At 69.5% G+C, this 17854-nt stretch carries 13 protein-coding genes; 9 read left to right on the top strand and 4 right to left on the bottom strand.

Annotation, left to right across the window (positions count from 1 at the left end):
• The 3 genes from V1318_RS14230 to V1318_RS14220 all read left to right on the top strand — a co-directional run.
• The coding region (locus V1318_RS14230) for an OmpA family protein (RefSeq protein ID WP_332940366.1) at positions 1 to 3246 on the top strand (3246 nt) is incomplete at its 5' end.
• 11 nt (positions 3247 to 3257) lie between these two features.
• Entirely contained in the window at positions 3258 to 6974 is a 3717-nt protein-coding gene (locus V1318_RS14225) for a hypothetical protein (RefSeq protein ID WP_332940365.1), read from the top strand.
• 321 nt (positions 6975 to 7295) lie between these two features.
• Positions 7296 to 7490, top strand: coding sequence for a hypothetical protein (locus V1318_RS14220; protein WP_200943987.1), 195 nt, complete (start codon positions 7296 to 7298; stop codon positions 7488 to 7490).
• Positions 7491 to 8213: 723 nt separating this feature from the next.
• Here the strand turns inward: V1318_RS14220 and V1318_RS14215 are convergent.
• Entirely contained in the window at positions 8214 to 9065 is an 852-nt protein-coding gene (locus V1318_RS14215; protein WP_332940364.1) for a LysR substrate-binding domain-containing protein, read from the bottom strand.
• Positions 9066 to 9194: 129 nt separating this feature from the next.
• Between V1318_RS14215 and V1318_RS14210 the strand changes: the two genes are divergently transcribed.
• Positions 9195 to 9593 (top strand): 4-oxalocrotonate tautomerase family protein, encoded by a 399-nt coding sequence (locus V1318_RS14210; protein WP_332940363.1) that lies wholly within the window; start codon positions 9195 to 9197, stop codon positions 9591 to 9593.
• On the opposite strand, the gene gcvA is transcribed toward V1318_RS14210, so the two are convergent.
• A complete protein-coding gene (gene gcvA / locus V1318_RS14205) occupies positions 9590 to 10486 on the bottom strand; it encodes a transcriptional regulator GcvA (RefSeq protein WP_332940362.1) in 897 nt (298 codons plus the stop codon). The two genes, V1318_RS14210 and gcvA, sit on opposite strands and share 4 nt — an antisense overlap.
• A 149-nt stretch (positions 10487 to 10635) precedes the next feature.
• Here gcvA and V1318_RS14200 point away from each other — a divergent pair, with 149 nt between their 5' ends.
• The 3 genes from V1318_RS14200 (at position 10636) to V1318_RS14190 (ending at position 12594) form a co-directional block, all read left to right on the top strand.
• Complete coding sequence (locus V1318_RS14200) at positions 10636 to 11325, top strand: NAD(P)H-dependent oxidoreductase (protein ID WP_332940361.1); 690 nt, start codon at positions 10636 to 10638, stop codon at positions 11323 to 11325.
• A 110-nt stretch (positions 11326 to 11435) separates the two neighbouring features.
• Positions 11436 to 12212 carry a HipA family kinase gene (locus tag V1318_RS14195; protein WP_332940360.1) on the top strand — a complete coding sequence of 259 codons (777 nt, stop codon included), beginning with the start codon at positions 11436 to 11438 and terminating at the stop codon, positions 12210 to 12212.
• The gene (locus tag V1318_RS14190; RefSeq protein WP_332940359.1) at positions 12190 to 12594 is read left to right on the top strand and encodes a DUF3037 domain-containing protein; all 405 of its coding nucleotides are present in this window, start codon (positions 12190 to 12192) and stop codon (positions 12592 to 12594) included. The genes V1318_RS14195 and V1318_RS14190 overlap by 23 nt, the downstream gene beginning before the upstream one ends.
• A 3-nt stretch (positions 12595 to 12597) precedes the next feature.
• On the opposite strand, the gene V1318_RS14185 is transcribed toward V1318_RS14190, so the two are convergent.
• Both V1318_RS14185 and V1318_RS14180 read right to left on the bottom strand, forming a co-directional pair.
• On the bottom strand, positions 12598 to 13890 hold the full coding sequence (locus V1318_RS14185; protein WP_332940357.1) for a HAMP domain-containing sensor histidine kinase: 1293 nt from the start codon (positions 13888 to 13890) through the stop codon (positions 12598 to 12600).
• Positions 13880 to 14587, bottom strand: a complete 708-nt coding sequence (locus V1318_RS14180; RefSeq protein WP_332940356.1) for a response regulator transcription factor — start codon at positions 14585 to 14587, stop codon at positions 13880 to 13882. Before V1318_RS14180 ends, V1318_RS14185 begins: the two co-directional genes overlap by 11 nt.
• A gap of 295 nt (positions 14588 to 14882) precedes the next feature.
• On the opposite strand from V1318_RS14180, the gene V1318_RS14175 reads away from it, so the two are divergent.
• Positions 14883 to 15746, top strand: coding sequence for a phosphatase PAP2 family protein (locus tag V1318_RS14175; RefSeq protein WP_332940355.1), 864 nt, complete (start codon positions 14883 to 14885; stop codon positions 15744 to 15746).
• Positions 15743 to 17416 (top strand): phosphoethanolamine--lipid A transferase, encoded by a 1674-nt coding sequence (locus V1318_RS14170; protein WP_332940354.1) that lies wholly within the window; start codon positions 15743 to 15745, stop codon positions 17414 to 17416. The genes V1318_RS14175 and V1318_RS14170 overlap by 4 nt, the downstream gene beginning before the upstream one ends.
• Positions 17417 to 17854: the final 438 nt, after the last annotated feature.

The raw sequence follows: 17854 nt of genomic DNA, 5'->3' as shown, positions 1-17854 counted from the left end.
GCCGGTACGTCGAACAACAGCGCGACCGCGACCGGCACGCCGCCGGTGGGTCCGCCGACGACGAGTCCGCCGGACACGACCCAGACGCCGCTGGCGCCCGCGCCCGCGCTGACGATCGACAAGTCGACGACGACGGCGAACTACGCCGCCGTGGGCGACACGATCAGCTACAGCTACCTGGTGACCAACACCGGCAACGTGTCGTTGACCGGCCCGGTGACGGTGGCGGACGACAAGACCACGGTGAGCTGCCCGGCGGTGACGACGGTCGGCAACTTGGACGGCGAACTGGATCCGGCCGAGTCGGTGACCTGTACGGCGACGTACACGGTGACGCTGGCCGACCTGAACAGCGGCAGCGTGGTGAACATCGCCAGTGCGACGGTAGACGGCGTGACGTCGCCGACCGACACGGTGACGGTGAACGCGACGCAGGCGCCTGAGCTGACATCGGCCAAGGCCATGACCGCCAACGCCGACGAGGACGGCAGCGGCACGGTGACGGTGGGCGACACCCTGACCTACACCGTGACGGTGACCAACACCGGCAACGTGACGCTGACCGACGTAGTGGTGACCGACAACAAGATCACGCCGAACACGATCGCCTGCGCGAGCGTGGTGCCGGGTAACACCTGCGTGTTGACGGGTACCTACCGGGTCTCGCTGGCCGACGCCAACGCCGGCAACGTGGTGAACGCCGCCGTGGTCACGACCAGCACGCCGGGCATCTGCCCGCCGGGCTCGACCGCGCCGGAGTGCAACCCGACCGTGACCGTGCCGGTGGTCCAGACGCCCGCGCTGAGCTCGGTCAAGGCCATGACCGGCAACGCCGACGAAGACGGCAACGGCGCCGTGAGCCTGGGCGACACGCTGACCTACACCGTGACGGTGACCAATACCGGCAACGTGACGCTGACCGACGTGGTGGTGACCGACAACAAGATCGCCCCGAACACGATCGCCTGCGCGAGCGTGGCGCCGGCCGGCACCTGCGTGCTGACCGGTACCTACCGCGTGACCCAGGCCGATGTGGATGCGGGCAGCGTGCTCAACGCCGCCGTGGTCACGACCAGCACGCCGGGCGCCTGCCCGCCGGGCTCGACCGCGCCGGAGTGCAACCCGACGGTGACGGTCCCGATCCAGGGCCGTCCGGCCATCGCCGCGACCAAGACCGCGACGCTGACCACCGATCTGGGTACGGCCGGGGTGGGCAACGCCGGCGACGTGATCACCTATGCGGTGACCGTCACCAATACCGGCAATGTCACCCTGGTCAACCTGACCACGCTGGACACCTACGAGAACGGCACGCCGACCACGCTGAACTGCGCGCCGACGACGCTGGCGCCGGGGGCCATGGCTACCTGCAACAGCTACTCGCACACCATCACCGAAACCGAAGCCAACGCGGGCGGCACCCTGGACAACGTCGTGGTCGCCACCGGCACCCACGCCACGTCCACCCAGACCGCGACGGTCACCGCCACCAGCACCGCGGTCGTGACCGTGGAGCCGGCAGCGACCGTGCTGCGGGTCAGCAAGCAGGCCAATCCGCGCGACGTGAAGGTCGGCGACCTGGTCCGCTATACGGTGACGATCGAGAACACGGGCCGGGCCGACGCGGCCGACGTCAGCGTGATCGATACGCCGCCCGCCGGCTTCAGCTACGTCGACAACAGCCTGCAGGTCGCCGACACCGATGGCGCCGGCCGCCTGGTGGGCACGTTCCCGGTGCGGGTCGACCAGGTCGACATCGTCGCGGGCGGCCGCGCCACCCTGGTCTACCTGCTGCGGGTCGGTGCGGGCGTGCGGCCCGGCGTGCACGTGAACAGCGTGTTCGCCGAGGACAACGGGGTGCGCTCGAACGTGGCCACCGCGCAGGTGCAGATGGTCGCCGATCCGCTGCTGGACGAGTCCCTGATCATCGGCACCGTGTTCGACGACCGCGACCAGGACGGCTGGCAGGACCCGGCCGGCCTCAGCGGCATCCGCATCCAGGGCGGTTTCGCCCCGGGCGCCTACGTCGCCAACTCGACCACCGTCGATCGCGGCAACGGCCCCGCGCCGGAAGCCGACGCGAGTTCGCCGCTGCTGCACGGCATCGACCTGGGCGCGATCGCGGCCCGTCAGTCGGACGCCGATCCGATCGCCGCGCACCGCGTGGTGGTCAGCCAGACGCTCAGCGCGCTGGACTTCGACGACGGCTTCGCGCTGACCACCGCCGAAGGCCTGACCGTGCGCATGGACAAGGCCGGCAACAGCCGCGTCGAGCGCAGCGGCGACGCCGCCAAGGGCCTGACCGGTGCCGATCCCAAGGTCGAGCGCCGCGTGGCCCAGGTCGAGGGCGGCTACCGCGTCGACTACATCGTCAGCAATGCCGGTGTCGAAGAGCGGGGCATCCCGGGCGTGCGGATCGCCTCGGTGGAAGGCTTGCTGATCGAAACCGACCAGTTCGGCCGTTACCACCTGGAGGGCGTGGCCGGCGGACCGTGGGAACGCGGCCGCAACTTCATCCTCAAGGTCGATCCGGCCACCCTGCCTCCGGGCAGCGTGTTCACCACCGACAACCCGGTGGTGCGCCGTGTGACGCCGGGCCTGCCGGTGCGCTTCGACTTCGGCGTGCGCCTGCCGCCCGGCGAAATCCCGGGCGCCAAGGAACAGGTCGAAATGCGGATAGGGGAAGTCTTCTTCGCCCCGGGCAGTGCGGCGGTGACCCCGCAGTACCTGCCCGCGGTGGAGAAGATGGCCGAGAAGGTGCGCGAGTACGGCAGCGGCGAAGTGGTGATCGTCGCCCAGGGCGAATACGAGACCCTGGCGATGGATCGGGCGCTGGCGGTGCGCAAGGCGCTGGAGGACATGCTGACGCCGGAGCAGTTCAGGGCGCTGACGGTCAGCGTGCGCACCGAGGCCGAGCGGCCGGAGTCGATCGTGGTCGGCTTCGCCGAGTGGCCGTTGCTGGGCGAGGTCCTGTTCGACACCGACCGCAGCACGATCAAGCCGCAGTACCGGCCGTTGATCGACAAGATGGCCGCCGCGATCGAGCAGATGCGCTCGACCCGGATCGTCATCACCGGTCATACCGACAAGCGCGCTTCGGACGATTACAACGTCGCTCTCGGCATGCGCCGCGCCAAGGCGGTCTACGACGCCATCGCGGCCAAGATCAGCCCCGAGCTGCGCCGTACGTTCCGTGTCGATCTCAGCAACGATCCGGCCGCCCCTGCCGGCGAAGCCAAGAAGTGAAGGGGGATGCCATGAAGATGAAACTGCTCGACTACACCCTCATCGGCATCCTCGCCGGCCTGACGTCGGTGGCTTCCGCGCAGGAAGCGAAGGCGCCGGAACCCGCGCAGGCGGCCGACCTGGATTGCGGCGACGAAGGTTGCCGCAGCCAGGACGGCATGCTGTTCGAACTGCGCACGCGCGGCGAACGGCAGCCGGTGACCCACGGAACCAGCGACGCCTCCAGCTCGCAGACCCTGCAGCCGGACCGCCGCGTGTCGGTGGAAGTGGAGGAATCGCGTTCGACCTGGAAGGACGCCCTGGCGCCCGGACAGGCGGTCGCGATCGGCAAGTGGTCCCTGCAGTTGCCCGGCGGCGGCGTGGTCTGGGCGACCGAGGATCCCAACCTCGGCCAGCCGCAGTTCAACGTTTCGGCGCCGTCGCTGCTGGCCTACGACGGCACCCGCGTGGTCAAGCCGGTGCGCTTCTACGCCTATAGCAACTACGCGGCCTTCATCCAGCGCGCCGAGGTGCTGATCTACCGCGCCAGCGACAGCGATATGGTGACGCCGCTGGCCAGCGTCGCGCTGCCTACCGCCGCGGTCACCGAGGCCGCCTGGGACGGGGCTTTGCCCAGCGACCTGGAACTGCGCACCGGCGACGAGTTGATCTACATCGTGCGCGCCTACGGTGCCGACGGCAGCTACGACGAAACCTACCCGCGCCGCTTCCAGCTGGTGCGGCCGGAAGAAGCCGAGCGCGGCGCGCGGCTGCTGCGCGATTCGGTCGAGAAACGGCTGGGCAGCAGCTTCGGCGTCGAAGAGGCCGAGCAGCGCAGCCTGCTGGACGGCGTGTTCGGCGAGAACAGCCTGCGCCAGCAGAACATCGCGGTGTACGGCTCGCGCATCCGCATCCAGGGCCGCAACATCCCCACCGGCTACACGCTCAAGATCAACGGCCAGAGCCATCCGATCGATCTGGAACGCAAGATGGTGGCCGAGTACCTGGTGCCGGTCGGCAAGCACCGCTTCGATGTCGAGGTCGGCGCAGGCGCGGGCAAGGGCTCGCATCAGGAACTGGAAATCGACGTCACCGGCCGCTACATGTTCGCGGTCGCGCTGGCGGATCTGACCGCCTCCAAGACCAGCGTGTCCGGCTCGATCGAGCCGCTGGCGGCGGACGATCGCTTCGACGACGGCTTCCTGCTCGAAGGTCGGCTCGCGTTCTATCTGAAGGGCAAGATCAAGGGCAAGTACCTGGTCACCGCGCAGGCGGACACCCAGGAACGCGAAGTGAGCGAGCTGTTCGACGGCTTCTGGAACGCCGATCCGCAGGACGTGTTCCGCCGCCTCGATCCGGACCAGTACTACCCGGTCTACGGCGACGACTCCACCACCTACCGCGATGTCGACACCCAGGGCCGGCTCTATCTGCGCCTGGACTGGGACAAGAACCAGGCCTTGTGGGGCAATTTCGATACCGGCATCACCGGCACCGAGTACGGCCAGTACAGCCGCTCGCTGTACGGCGGCGCGCTGTCCTGGCGCAGCCGCCGCACCACCGGCCTGGGCGAACCCGGCACCGAGCTGCGCGGCTTCGGTTCGCAGGCGCAGTCCGCGCCCGGGCATAGCGAATTCGTCGGCACCGGCGGCAGCCTGTACTACCTCAAGCACACCGACGTGCTGCCGGGTTCGGACAAGGTCGTGCTGGAAATCCGCGACCTCACCACCGGCCGGGTCGAGAACCGGGTCGAACTGGCGCGCGGCGCCGATTACGAGATCGACGAACTGCAGGGCCGCCTGCTGCTGTCGCGTCCGCTGGCCCAGGTCACGCGCGAGAACCTGCGCACTCTGACCCGCGACACGCCGCTGGACGGTTACGCGCAGATGCTGCTGGTCGATTACGAGTTCGTGCCCACGGACTTCGACCCCGACGAACTCACCCTCGGTTTCCGCGGCAAGCACTGGTTCGGTGAGCACGTGGCGGTGGGCGCCACCTATGTCGACGAGAACCGCGCCGGCGAAGACTATTCGTTGCGCGGCGCCGACCTGACCCTGCAGGCCGGCCGCGGCACCTATCTCAAGCTGGAGCATAGCCGCACCGAGGCCAACAGCGCGCCGATCTTCTATTCCGACAACGGCGGCCTGAGCTTCACCCAGATCGACTCCGGCCTGGGCGCGCGTTCGGGCGAAGCCAAATCGGTCGAGGCGCGGGCCAACTTCAAGGAACTGGGCTGGACCCAGGACGACTGGGCGGTCGGCGCCTGGTGGCGCCGCGTCGGCGAAGGTTATTCGATCTCGCGCCTGAGCGCGGGCGAGGACATCGAAGAGCGCGGCGTGGAATTCCAGGGCCAGCTGGGGCCGGCGGTGCGCCTGTTCGGGCGCTATTCGATCGCCGAACGCGGCCCGGAATCGCTCACCCAGGCCCAGCTCACCGGCGAATGGCGGCTCAACGACGATGCCACCCTCAGCGCCGAGCTGCGCCGGGTCGACGAACAGCGCCTGGGCGGCGACGCGATCGGCACGCTCGCGGCGCTGCAGTACAAGCAGCGCGTCGGCACCCAACTGGAGTTGTTCGGCACCGCCCAGCTCACCGTGGACGACGACGGCGGCAAGTACGCCGACAACGATGCCTACTCCGTGGGCGCGAAGTATCTGTTCGGCGACCTGTCCAGCATCGGCGCGGAACTCACCAGCGGCGATCGCGGCGACGCCGCCAAGATCGATGCCGAGTACCGCCTCAATCCCGAGCACACCGTCTACGGCGCCTACACCTACTCGACCGACCGCAGCGACTACGACCCCTTGTTCGGCGACCGCATCAACGGCGGCTGGACCCTGGGCCAGCGCTGGCGCCTGTCCAACCAGGTCAACCTGTTCAACGAAAGCCAGTTCCTGAAGCAGCCCAACGAATCGGGCCTGGCCCACACCTTCGGCATGGACTTCTACCCGGGTGAAGGCTGGAATCTGGGCTTCACCCTGCAGAACGCGACGCTGGACCGCGACCTCAACCTGGGCCAGGTCGATCGCCGCGCGATCAGCCTGAACGGCGGCCGCAGCTCGGTCGATACCCAGTGGCAGAGCAAGCTGGAATGGCGCCGCGACACCGGGGCCGAACGCCGCGAACAGTGGGTGACCACCAACCGCTACCTGCACAAGTTCAGCGACAGCTTCCGCATCGCCGGCCGCTTCAATTACTCGGAGACCAAGGATCAGCTGAACGCCGAGGCCGGGGCCAAGTTCGTCGAGGGCAACGCCGGTTTCGCCTGGCGTCCCTACGACACCACGCGCTGGGCGCTGCTGGGCAAGTTCACCTACCTGTACGACGTGTCCTCGCTGCCGCAGGTGGGCGCCAACGTCGCCACCTACGACCAGCGCAGCAAGGTGCTGGCGCTGGAAGGCGTCTACAACCCGGACCACCATTGGGAGTTCGCCGGCAAGCTGGCGCGACGCGAAGGCAGCGTGCGCTTCGGGCGCCTGCAAGGCGAATGGGCGGATTCTTCCGCGACCTTCGGTGCCGTTCAGGTTCGTTACGAGCTCGACGAAGTCTGGCACGGCCTGGCCGAGTACCGCTGGTTGGGCGTGAAGGACGGCGGCGACCGTCAGGGCGTCCTGCTCGGCGTGGATCGCGATGTGGGCCGCAACTTCCGCGTCGGCGTCGGCTACAACTTCACCGAATTCAGCGACGACCTGACCGATTTCGATTACGACCACAAAGGCTGGTTTCTCAACCTGGTGGGGAGCTACTGACGATCTTGCGTTGTATTCGGCGCTAGCTCACCGAATGCGAATGCAGCGATACCGCGACCCGACCGCACCGCGCGGACGGGTTTTCGGAAGGGCAATGCGGGCCGGCAAGGCCGGCGGCGCTCGCTGGGTGCGGCCGGAACGGCGCACGCCATGGATAGGGCTACACAGCGGCAACAAGCAACACCGACAGGAACGTCAAACAACAACAAGGAACGCTGCAAATGATTCGGCGCGCGACAACTACAAAGCGAAAGCGCGCCGTTGCTGCATTCGTAATCAACTTTCTATTCGAGGTGCGATATGAAGGAAACCAGACGTAGGATGACGCTGAATCTCGCCGGGACCGAGATGCAGTTCCTGGAGGATCTGTGCGTGCGCAAGGGCGTCAGCAAGACGGCCGCGATCCGCCAGGCCTTGCGCCTGTATCAGGTAGTCGAAGACCGAGTCGATTCGGGGAAGAAGCTGTATTTCGTCGATGGCGCCACCAAGGAGCGATCCGAGCTGATGCTGCTCTAGTGCGCTCATGAGCGCGCTTCGCGAGACGTGCGGCAGGGATACTCGTCGAATCCCGTCGCACGTCGATCCACGGCCGCGGAGCACGGACGCATGAACGACGCGCGGGGCTGCGATCGACGCGTTGGCGTGGAACGCGCCGATTCTGTGACAACCCGCCCCGCCGTGCGTGAGCAGGGCGGACATCGTATCGGCGCACGAACGCGATACGGGGCGGCCTGGTCCGGACCGGGCCCAGGCTCGCAATGACCAGCCCAGCCGCAACGGCTGGTTTCAGGCCGTCAAGCCTGGACCACCCGACACCCGCCTGTCGCGAGAACACGAATACGTCTGGGCGGCGTCGCGACAGCGGCGCCTGTGAGGTTTTGTCCATCCCGCGCAAGGCCGGGCGCGCGATCGGCGCCGTATCCCGCGCGTACCCGTCACCGTGTAAGGCGGGCCTGGCGATCGCGTTCATGGTTCAACGCGTGGGCCTGGCCTCGCCGGCGCCGCCGCTGCAGGCGTTCAACCTGACCAGCCACGCATGGCGACGGCACGGCGGATGGGGCTGCGCTGACGCCGCGGCGGCGGTCGACACCCTGGCACTGACCGCCTTCGCAGGCTGGGCAGCCAGGCCGATCGCGACGGCGAGCGCGGCGAAGCCGTGCGTTCCGATGACGAGGAAGCCGACCCTGCTGGGCAGGGCGATGGACGCTGCCGATGCGGCAAAACGCCGCGCCCGCGGCGCTAGCGAAAATGGGCGCGCAGCACCGTGTCGGCTTCGGTCATGGCGGCTGGCGCGCCGCGCGGCGGCGCCAGCAGGCGGAATGCGATCGCCGGCAGCGGCGGCAGGCGCAGCGAGCGCGGCGCCGGCACCAGGCCGTCGACGATCGCCGAAGCATTGAGGCAGCCCACGCCCAGCCCGGCGGCGATCGCCGACTGCAGGCCGGCCACGCCGCTGCAGGTGTGGGCGACGACGTGGGCGATGCCGCGCTGCTGCAGCGCGCGTACCGCGGTGCGGTGCACTGCGCAGCTGTCGGGCAGCAACACCAGCGCCAGCGGCTCGTCCGGGTGCGGGCGGAAGTGCGGCGCGGCCAGCCAGGACAGCGCTTCGCGCCGCAGGGGACGGGCGCCGGCGCGGCCGGGCTTGATCTCCATCACCAGCGCCAGGTCGTAGTCGCGCCGCGCATGGCCTTCGGCCAGGGCCGCGCTCTGGCCCACCGTCACCTGCAGGCGCAGTTGCGGGCAGGCGCGCGCGACATGGCGCAACAGCGCGGCGACCTCGGCCGGGCGGAAGTAGTCGCTGATCGCCAGGCGCACTTCGACGGCGGGCGTGCGCTCCTGCACATCGCGCAGCGCGAGCTCGCCGATCGCCAGCAGCTGGCGCGCGTGCGCGAGCAGGCGTTCTCCGGCCGGGGTCGGCCGCACTCCGGCGCGCGAGCGCAGCAGCAACGGCGCGCCGGCCACCGCCTCGAGCTTCTGCAGTTGCTCGCTGATCGCCGACTGCGAGCGGAACACCACCGCCGCGCCGCCGGAAATGCTGCGCGCGTCGACCACGGCGACGAAGGAGCGAAGCTGTTCCAGGTCCAGACTGCGCATGGGCGGTTCCGGTTGGGGCGTGGATGGCGTCACCATCGGAATTTCCGATGGAAACCATCCGATAATCCCGCTATTCCGGTGGATGGCGCGGCGCTAGTGTGATCCCACACCCTTCATCGGAACAAGCCCATGCCGCACATCGCCCTGACGATTTCCGGACAGCCCGACGCCGCGCTCACCCGCTCGGTCGCGGCCGCGATCGCCGACCTCACCGTCGAGGTGCTCGGCAAGCCGCGCGAGCTGATCGCGCTGAGCCTGCAGTACCTGGACCCGGCGCAGTGGATCATCGACGGCCAGCCGCTGAGCGAGTCCGGCCGCAACGCGTTCCAGCTCGACATCAGCATCACCGACGAAACCAACACCAAGGCCGAGAAGGCGCGCTATCTGGCACAGGTGTATGCGCGCATGGCCGAACTGATCGGCGATCTGCATCCGACCTCCTACATCCACATCATCGACGCCCGCGCCGCCGCCTACGGCTATGGCGGCCTGACCCAGGAACGGCGCTACCAGATGGCCGCGCGCTAGCCGGCCTCGCCCGCGATCTGCGCCAGCAACCAGTCGCGCAAGGCCGCGACTTCCGCGCCCGGCGGCCCGTTGTCGGCATACACCAGGTTGTGGCGATAACCTTCCAGGGTGGGTCCGAAGGGCTGCACCAGCAGGCCGCTGGCGAGGTCGTCGGCGACCAGGGCCAGGCTGAGCAGGGCCACGCCCTGGCCGGCGATCGCGGCCTGGATCGCGTGGCTGTCGTCGGTGAAGCGCAGGCCGGCATCGACGGCCACGCCGTCCACGCCCGCGCGCTCGCACCAGCCGCGCCAGCTCGGCGTGCGCGCGGCCGGGTGGCGCCACTCCACGTGCAGCAGCGGCAGCGCGCGCAGGTCTTCCGGCGCGTGCAGGCGCAGGCGCGGGCTGCACACCGGCGCGAAACGGTCCTCGATCAGGGGCAGGCAGACCAGGCCGGGGTAGGGGCCCTGGCCGTAGCGGATCGCCGCATCGGCGACCCCGGCGAGCAGGTCGACCGGATCGTCGGAGGCGTGCAGGCGCAGGTCGAACTCCGGCCAGGCGGCGCGGAACGCGGCCACGCGCGGCACCAGCCATTTGGCGGTGAACGACACCGTCGCCGACAGCGTGATCGCGCGGCGTGCGCGGCGCGCGGCGATCGCCGCGACCGCGGCGGCGAAGGCGTCGAAGCCCTCGCGCAGCACCGGGTACAGGCGCGCCGCATCGGCGGTCAGGGCGACCTGGCGCGTGCGGCGTTCGAACAGGCGCACGCCCAGTTGCTCCTCGAGCAAGCGGATCTGGTGGCTGATCGCGGTCGGGGTGACCGCGAGCTCGTCGGCGGCGCGCTTGAAGCTGGCCAGGCGGGCGGCGGCTTCGAAGGCGCGCAGGGCGCCCAGCGGAGGCAGGCGGCGCGGGTTCATGGATGCATAAAACTCATCTGATGCCTGAGGAATCGGAGTTTGTCGCTCGCGGGCTATGCGCGTCAAATGGACTCATCAGCCGCGCAGGACGATCCTGGTATCAATGAGGATCGCTCATGCATTCCGGTGCCAACCCGAGACATGCCGCCATGACCCGATTGCTCCACCTCGATGCCAGTGCCCGTCCCCACGGTTCCGACAGCCACGCCCACGGCTCGCACAGCCGCCGCCTCAGTGCGCGTTTCGTGCGGCGCTGGCAGGCGTTGCGGCCGCAGGACCCGGTGGTCTACCGCGATGTCGGCCAGTCGCCGCCGGCGCCGGTCAGCGGAGCCTGGATCCATGCCGCGTTCACGCCCGCCGCCGCGCGCGAGCCGTGGATGCGCGAGACCTTGGCCGAGAGCGACGCCCTGGTCGACGAGCTGATCGCCGCCGACGTGATCGCGGTCGGCCTGCCCATGTACAACTTCAACGTCCCGGCCCAGTTCAAGGCCTATGTCGACAACGTGGTGCGGGTCGGCCGCACCTTCGGCTTCGACCGCAGCCGCGGCGCCGAACCCTACTGGCCGCTGCTGGCCGAAGCCGGCAAGACCCTGGTCCTGCTGGGCTCGCGCGGCGACTATGGCTACGACGGGCCGCGCCTGGGCCATCTCAATCACGGCGAGGCCAGCGTGCGCACCGCGTTCGGCTATCTGGGCATCGTCGACGCGCACGGCGTGGCGATCGAGTACGACGAGTTCGCCGATGCGCGCCTGGCCGCGTCGATCGCCGACGCGGAGGCGCGCGTCGATGCGCTGGTCGACGATTTGGCGGCGGCGCGCAGCCTGCGCGACGCGGCCTGAGCGGTGCCCGCGCGCACGGCGCTTTGATTTTGCGCGCGCGCCACCTAATGTGGGCGGCCCACGCCGCCGCCCGCGGCCGAGCGATCGCGACGCGACTGAGAACCACGCCTTTGAGAACCGTGTCCGCCACCCGCTATGTCACGCCGCTGCGCGAAGGCGGTTCGCTGCCGGCCGTGGTCGAAGGCGACGACGACGGCCTGTACGTGCTGAAGTTCCGCGGCGCCGGCCAGGGCCGCAAGGCCTTGATCGCCGAATTGATCGGCGGCGAGCTCGCGCGCGCCCTGGGCCTGCCGATGCCGGAGATCGTGCTGGCCGAGCTCGACCCCGAGCTGGCGCGCACCGAACCCGATCCGGAGATCCAGCACCTGATCCGCGCAAGCGCCGGCCTCAACCTGGCGCTGGACTACCTGCCCGGCGCGGTCAACTACGACCCGCTGGTGGACCAGCCCGACCCGGCGCTGGCCTCGCGCGTGGTCTGGTTCGACGCCTACCTGAGCAATGTCGACCGCACCGCGCGCAACACCAATCTGCTGATCTGGCACCGCCGCCTGCACCTGATCGACCACGGCGCCGCGCTGTACTTCCATCACGACTGGGACAGCGCGCAGCGCGCCAGCGCCGGCGTGTTCGCGCAGGTGCAGGACCATGTGCTGCTGCCGTTGGCGCGCGAGCTGCGCCAGGCCGATGCCGAGCTCGCGCCGCGGCTTACGCCGGCGTTGATCGAGCGCGTCGTCGGCCTGCTGCCCGATGCCTGGTTGGGCGACGAACCCGGTTTCGCCGATGCGCAGGCCCTGCGTCGCGGCTATGCCGACTATCTCCAGTGCCGGGTCGCCGAGCGCGCCGGCTTCGTCGAGGAGGCCGTCCGTGCCCAATCGCGCTACCTATGACTACGCCGTGGTGCGGGTGGTGCCGCGCGTGGAGCGCGGCGAGTTCGTCAATGTCGGCGTGCTGGTCTCGTGCCCGGGCGCCGGCCTGCTCCAGGCCGGCATCGAACTGGACGAGGCGCGCGTGCTGGCGCTGGATCCGAACCTGGACCTGGACTCGCTGCGCGCGCACCTGGCCGCGATCGAGCGCATCTGCCGCGGCGGTCCGGGCTCCGGGCCGATCGGCGAGCTGCCGGCGCGCGCGCGTTTCCATTGGCTGACCGCGCAGCGCAGCTCCATCATTCAGATGTCGCCGGTGCACAGCGGGCGCTGTCTGCAGCCGCAGGCCGTCCTCGATCATCTGCTCGCGCGCATGGTGCGCCCGATCCCGCCGCAGCCGCGCTGAGCGCTAGCCGGCGTCGCGACCGCCCAGCACCAGCGTGGTGCGGGTGCCGCGGCCGACGGCGGACTCGAAGCTCAGGGTCCAGCCCAGGTGCTCGCACAGGCGCGAGATCAGGTCCAGGCCGATGCCGCCGCCCGCGCGATCGCCGCCGCCGCGGGCGATGCGCGCGTAGATCGCGCTGATCTCTTCCGGCGTCATGCCGTGGCCCGGGTCTTCGATGACGACGGTCGCCGGCGCTTCCAGGCGCACCCGGATTTCGCCGCGGTCGCTGTTCTCGATCGCGTTGCGCAGCAGGTTGCCGATCGCGGCCTGCACGATCGGCAGCGGCGCGACGATCTCGCATGGCGGCAGCGGCAGCGGCGCCAGGCTCAGGCGCAGGTACTTGTCCAGGGTGAGCTGGCGGTGGTCCTCGACGATCTCCGGCAGCAGCTGGTCGAGCGCGACGTGGTCGCTGACGCTGGCCAGGCGCGCCGGGTCCTTGGCCAGGGCCAGCAGCAGCGAGATCAATCGCTCCACGTCCTGCGCGGTGCGACGGATCCGGCCGAGCTGGTGGCGCACCGGCGCGGGCACGTCGGCTTGGTCCAGGGCGAGTTCGGTGGCGCCGGCGATCACCGCGATCGGCGTGCGCAGTTCGTGGCTGGCGCTGTCGATGAACACCCGTTCGCGTTCGACGAAGCGCTCGTTGCGCTGCAGGTAGTCGTTGAGCGCGTCGGCGATCACCACCAACTCGCGGCTGGCCGCGTGCGGCACGTCGACGCGCTGGCCGGATTGGTCGGGGCGCAGGCGCGCGATGCGCTCGGCCAGGGTGCTCAAGGGCTGCATCAACCTGTTCACGCCCAGTGCGATCAGCAGCGACAGCGCCACCAAGGTGGTGATGGCCGCGCCGGCGATGGTCAGCGCCATGTCGAGCTCGCGCGTCTCCAGGTCGCTGATGTCCAGCGACAGCGTGATCCTGCGGCCGTCGATGTCGCGCACCAAGGCGACGTGCTCGATGCCGTCGACCAGCATGTCGTCGTGCACGCCGGGTGGAAGGTCGCGCAACTCGGCCGGTATGCGCGCGCGATCGCGGCCGTCGTAGAGCCTGATGCTGGCGGTGTCGGTCCAGTGGTAGTTCGGATCGACCCGGCTGCGCTCGCTGAAGTGGTCGAGTTCGGATTCCAGCAAGGTTTGCCAGACGAGGCGCTCCACATACTCGTTGACGATGATGCCCTGCGCTATCACCGCGACCGTCAGCAACGCGGCGAAGGCGAGCAGACTGAGCAGTATGCGCCGGCGCAGGCTGCTCTTCTTAGCCTCCATGGGCGCCCTCGGTCATGTCCGGTGCGGCGACTTCGGCCAGGCGGTAGCCGACCCGCGGCAGGGTCTGGATCAGCTTGTTCGGATAGGGCCCGTCGACGCTGCGGCGCAGTTCGTAGATATGCGAACGCAGCATGTCGCCGTCGGGCGGGCTGTCGCCCCACAGGGCATGCTCCAGGCGTTCGCGGGTGACCGCGGCGGGACTGGACTGCATCAGCACTTCCAGCAGCTTGCGGCAGGCCGGGTACAGGTGCAGGGCGCGGCCGTCGCGGCTGACCTCCAAGGTGGTCAGGTCGTAGCGCAGGTCGGCGACCTGCAGCACGCGGCTGCGCCCGCGTCCGCGCGCGCGCGCGATCAAGGCCTCCAGGCGCACTTCCAGTTCCGGCAGGGCGAAGGGCTTGGTCAGGTAATCGTCGGCGCCGGCGCGGAAGCCGGCGATCTTGTCCGGCAGTTCGTCGCGCGCGGTCAGCATCAGCACCGGCACCTCGTTGCCGGCGTCGCGCAGGCCGCGCAGCACGCCGTGGCCGTCCAGGCGCGGCAGCATCCAGTCCAGCACGATCACGTCGTAGCGTTGGGTCACCGCCAGGTGCAGGCCGGTGGCGCCGTCGGGCGCGGCGTCCAGGGTGTAGCCGCGCGCCTCGAAGTACTCGAACAGGTTCGCGACCAGGCTCCGGTTGTCTTCCACCACCAACACACGCATACCTGCGGATTCTCCTTGCGCGGATCGCGACCGATTGATCAGTGTCGGCAAAGTCGCGTCGGAACGATGTCGGAACGGATAGAACGATACTCCCTCGCGCGCAGGACCGACGGAGCTGTCGCCGTCGTGCGGACCGGCGGCATTCGGCGCTTGCGGTCAGCCGGCGTTTAGCTGCGCGGGGCGTGGACGTCCGCGTTTAACGAAGAGCGAATCAGCTTCCGACCGCTCTCCGACACCTGCCTTCCGATCATCGCCGCGGCCTCCACTCCGCGCCGGTTCGCACCGGCGGCCTTCGATGAAATCTCCCGCGGCACCCAAGCACAGCATGCACGGCGGCGCGTCCTGGCCGGCGCGCCACCCCGGCCTGGACCGCATCGCCGCGGGCCCTTCGGCGCGCGACGAAAGCTTCTACTTCACGCACTTCTGGCTGCCCATGCTGGCCTTCGCCGTGCTCGCGGTGGGCCTGATGCTGCTGCACGGCGACACCTGGGTGGCCGACCGGCTGTATGCCTGGCAAGGCCATCGCTGGGCGCTCAAGGACGCGTTCGCGACCCAGGTCCTGATCCACATCGGCGGCCGCGACCTCAGCGCCGCGGTCTGGTTGGCGGTGGCCGTGGCCTGGGCGGTGGCGCGCCTGCGCGCCGGCCTGGCGCCGCTGCGCAAGCCGCTGGCCTACCTGTTGCTTTCGACCCTGTTGGCGACGGCGTTGGTGGCCTGGGTCAAGTCCTGGTCGAACATGGACTGCCCCTGGGACCTGCTGCGTTACGGCGGCGACCGGCCCTACGTCGGCCTGCTCGGGCTGCGCCCGGTCGGCCTCTCGCGCGGCGTCTGCTTTCCGGCCGGCCACGCCAGCGGCGGCTACGCCTGGATGGCCCTGTACTTCTTCTTCCTGACCGTGCGCCCGCGCCTGCGCTGGCTCGGCCTGGCGATCGGCGTGGCGGCCGGCCTGCTGTTCGGCATCGGCCAGCAGCTGCGCGGCGCGCATTTCCTCTCGCACGATCTGTGGACGGCGACGATCTGCTGGCTGAGCGCGCTGGGCATGTACCGGCTGTTCTGGCGCAACGCCGTGGCGCGCCAGCCAGATGCGCTCGCGGCGCCCGGTGCCGGGAGCGGCATCGAGGCCGACCCGCTCGGCGCCCGTCGGCAGCAGGCTTCGTGAGCGCGATCGCGCGGCCGCGCGCCGCCCAGCCGGATAGCCGCAGCGCGCTGCTGTCCTATCGCCCGGAGCTGAGCCTGGAAGCGTTGGCGCTGGTGGCCAGCCTGTTCTTCACCGTGTTCTGCAACGGCTCCTTCTTCGCCGCCGTGGCCAGGACCGGCGCCTTGCACGGGCCGAGCGGCTGGCTGAGCGCGGTCAGCCTGTTCGCGATGGTCGCGGCGCTGAACATGCTGCTGTTGTGCCTGGTGCTGTACCGGCCGATCGCCAAGCCGCTGCTGGTGGTGCTGCTGCTGACCACGGCGATGGCGGTGCGCTACATGGGCGAATACACGGTGTACCTGGACACCGACATGATCCGCAACATCCTGCACACCGACAGCAAGGAGTCGGGCGAGTTGATTTCGTGGCGGTTGCTGCCGTCGCTGTTCCTGTACGGCGTGCTGCCGTCGCTGCTGGTCTGGCGCGTGCGCCTGAAGCCGCGCACGTTCAAGCGTGCGGTCCTGATCCGCGCCGCCTGCCTGGTCGGCGCGCTCGCGCTGGCCTGCGCCGCCGCCCTGCTGTCGTTCCAGAATCTGTCGTCGCTGATGCGCAACCATCGCGAGCTGCGGCATCTGATCACGCCGGGCAACTACGTCATGTCGCTGGCGCGGGTCGCCTTCGAGGACCGATCCGCCAACGGCCGCGCGCGCGCGCCGATCGGCCAGGACGCCAAGGTCGTCGGCCGGCCCGCGGGCGCCAAGCCGCGTCTGCTGGTGATCGTGGTCGGCGAGACCGTGCGTGCGCAGAACTGGGGCTTGAACGGTTACGCGCGCCAGACCACGCCGGAGCTGGCCAGGATCGATCCGATCAACTTTCCCGACGTCACCGCGTGCGGATCCAGCACCGAGGTCTCGGTGCCGTGCATGTTCTCGCCCTGGGGCCGCGCCGATTACGACAGGGACCGGATCAAGCATTCGCAGTCGCTGCTGCACGTGCTCGAGTACGCCGGGCTCAAGACCCTGTGGCGCGACAACCAGACCGGTTGCAAGGGCGTCTGCGACGGCCTGGCCTTCGAGTCCTTCGAGCACGCCACACAGGCGCCGTTCTGCACCGCCGAAGGCTGCCACGACGAGGTCATGCTGCAGGGCCTGGACGCGGAGCTGGCCAAGCGCCCGGGCGACGTGGTGGTGGTGCTGCACCAGTTGGGCAATCACGGCCCGGCGTACTACAAGCGCTATCCGCCGCGCCTGAAGAGGTTCACGCCGGTGTGCGAGACCGCGGACCTGGGCCAGTGCTGGCCGGCGGAGATCGTCAACGCCTACGACAACGCCGTGCTGGGCACCGACGATTTCCTGGCCCGCACCATCGGCTTCCTATCCGCGCAGAGCGGGCGCGACACCGCGATGATCTACCTGTCCGACCACGGCGAATCGCTGGGCGAGAACGGCCTGTTCCTGCATGGCGTGCCCTACGCGATCGCGCCGCAGACCCAGCTGCGCGTGCCGATGGTGATGTGGCTGTCGCCGGGCTTCGCCGCCAGCCGCGGCGTCGATACCGTCTGCCTGCGCCGCGAGGCCGGGCGGCCGGCCAGCCACGACAACCTGTTCCATTCGGTGCTGGGCCTGATGCAGGTGCGCAGCTCGGTGTACGACCCCGGGCGCGATCTGTTCGGGCGCTGCGAGCGCCCGGGCTAGGGCGCCTGCGGCCTAGCCGGGCGGGGGCGCGGAGTGGGGGGCTGGCGCCGCCGCCGACCCGCGCCGGCGAGACGCTCCTGTAATGAGCGGCGGCTAGCCTGTAAGCGTTATCACCCCTGCCGAAGGTCAGGGCTTGGGGCGTCGGGGCGCAGCCCCATGTCCACGGAAAGCCGTTCAGTTAGCGGCGGGGGTGTTCACCGTGGTTCACTCCCCGGACACGCCTGGTTTGGTCTAATAAGTGCTTGATTTGGTTTGTTAATTTTCTGCTCCCCCTGCGACGGCGACCGGGCCTTCGGTGTCGAGGGCAGCTAATCGCGTCAGCGTCCCGCCTTCTCGCCCAATTGATTGATCAACAAGAGTTCTCTGCAGGGGCGACTCGTCTCCTGCCAGGAAGATTGCTCAGTTGCTGACCTGGTTAAACGCCGATATGGCGCGCAC

The organism is Lysobacter sp. CCNWLW3, from assembly GCF_036697405.1.
Taxonomy (GTDB): domain Bacteria; phylum Pseudomonadota; class Gammaproteobacteria; order Xanthomonadales; family Xanthomonadaceae; genus Lysobacter.
This window is presented reverse-complemented; position numbering and strand designations above follow the sequence as displayed.

Bases quoted from the DNA above. Each gene is read 5' to 3' on its own strand.
- V1318_RS14225 (WP_332940365.1), top strand. From the start codon at position 3,258: ATGAAGATGAAACTGCTCGACTACACCCTCATCGGCATCCTCGCCGGC.
- V1318_RS14220 (WP_200943987.1), top strand. From the start codon at position 7,296: ATGACGCTGAATCTCGCCGGGACCGAGATGCAGTTCCTGGAGGATCTG.
- V1318_RS14215 (WP_332940364.1), bottom strand. From the start codon at position 9,065: ATGCGCAGTCTGGACCTGGAACAGCTTCGCTCCTTCGTCGCCGTGGTC.
- V1318_RS14210 (WP_332940363.1), top strand. From the start codon at position 9,195: ATGCCGCACATCGCCCTGACGATTTCCGGACAGCCCGACGCCGCGCTC.
- gcvA (WP_332940362.1), bottom strand. From the start codon at position 10,486: ATGAACCCGCGCCGCCTGCCTCCGCTGGGCGCCCTGCGCGCCTTCGAA.
- V1318_RS14200 (WP_332940361.1), top strand. From the start codon at position 10,636: ATGACCCGATTGCTCCACCTCGATGCCAGTGCCCGTCCCCACGGTTCC.
- V1318_RS14185 (WP_332940357.1), bottom strand. From the start codon at position 13,890: ATGGAGGCTAAGAAGAGCAGCCTGCGCCGGCGCATACTGCTCAGTCTG.
- V1318_RS14180 (WP_332940356.1), bottom strand. From the start codon at position 14,587: ATGCGTGTGTTGGTGGTGGAAGACAACCGGAGCCTGGTCGCGAACCTG.
- V1318_RS14175 (WP_332940355.1), top strand. From the start codon at position 14,883: ATGAAATCTCCCGCGGCACCCAAGCACAGCATGCACGGCGGCGCGTCC.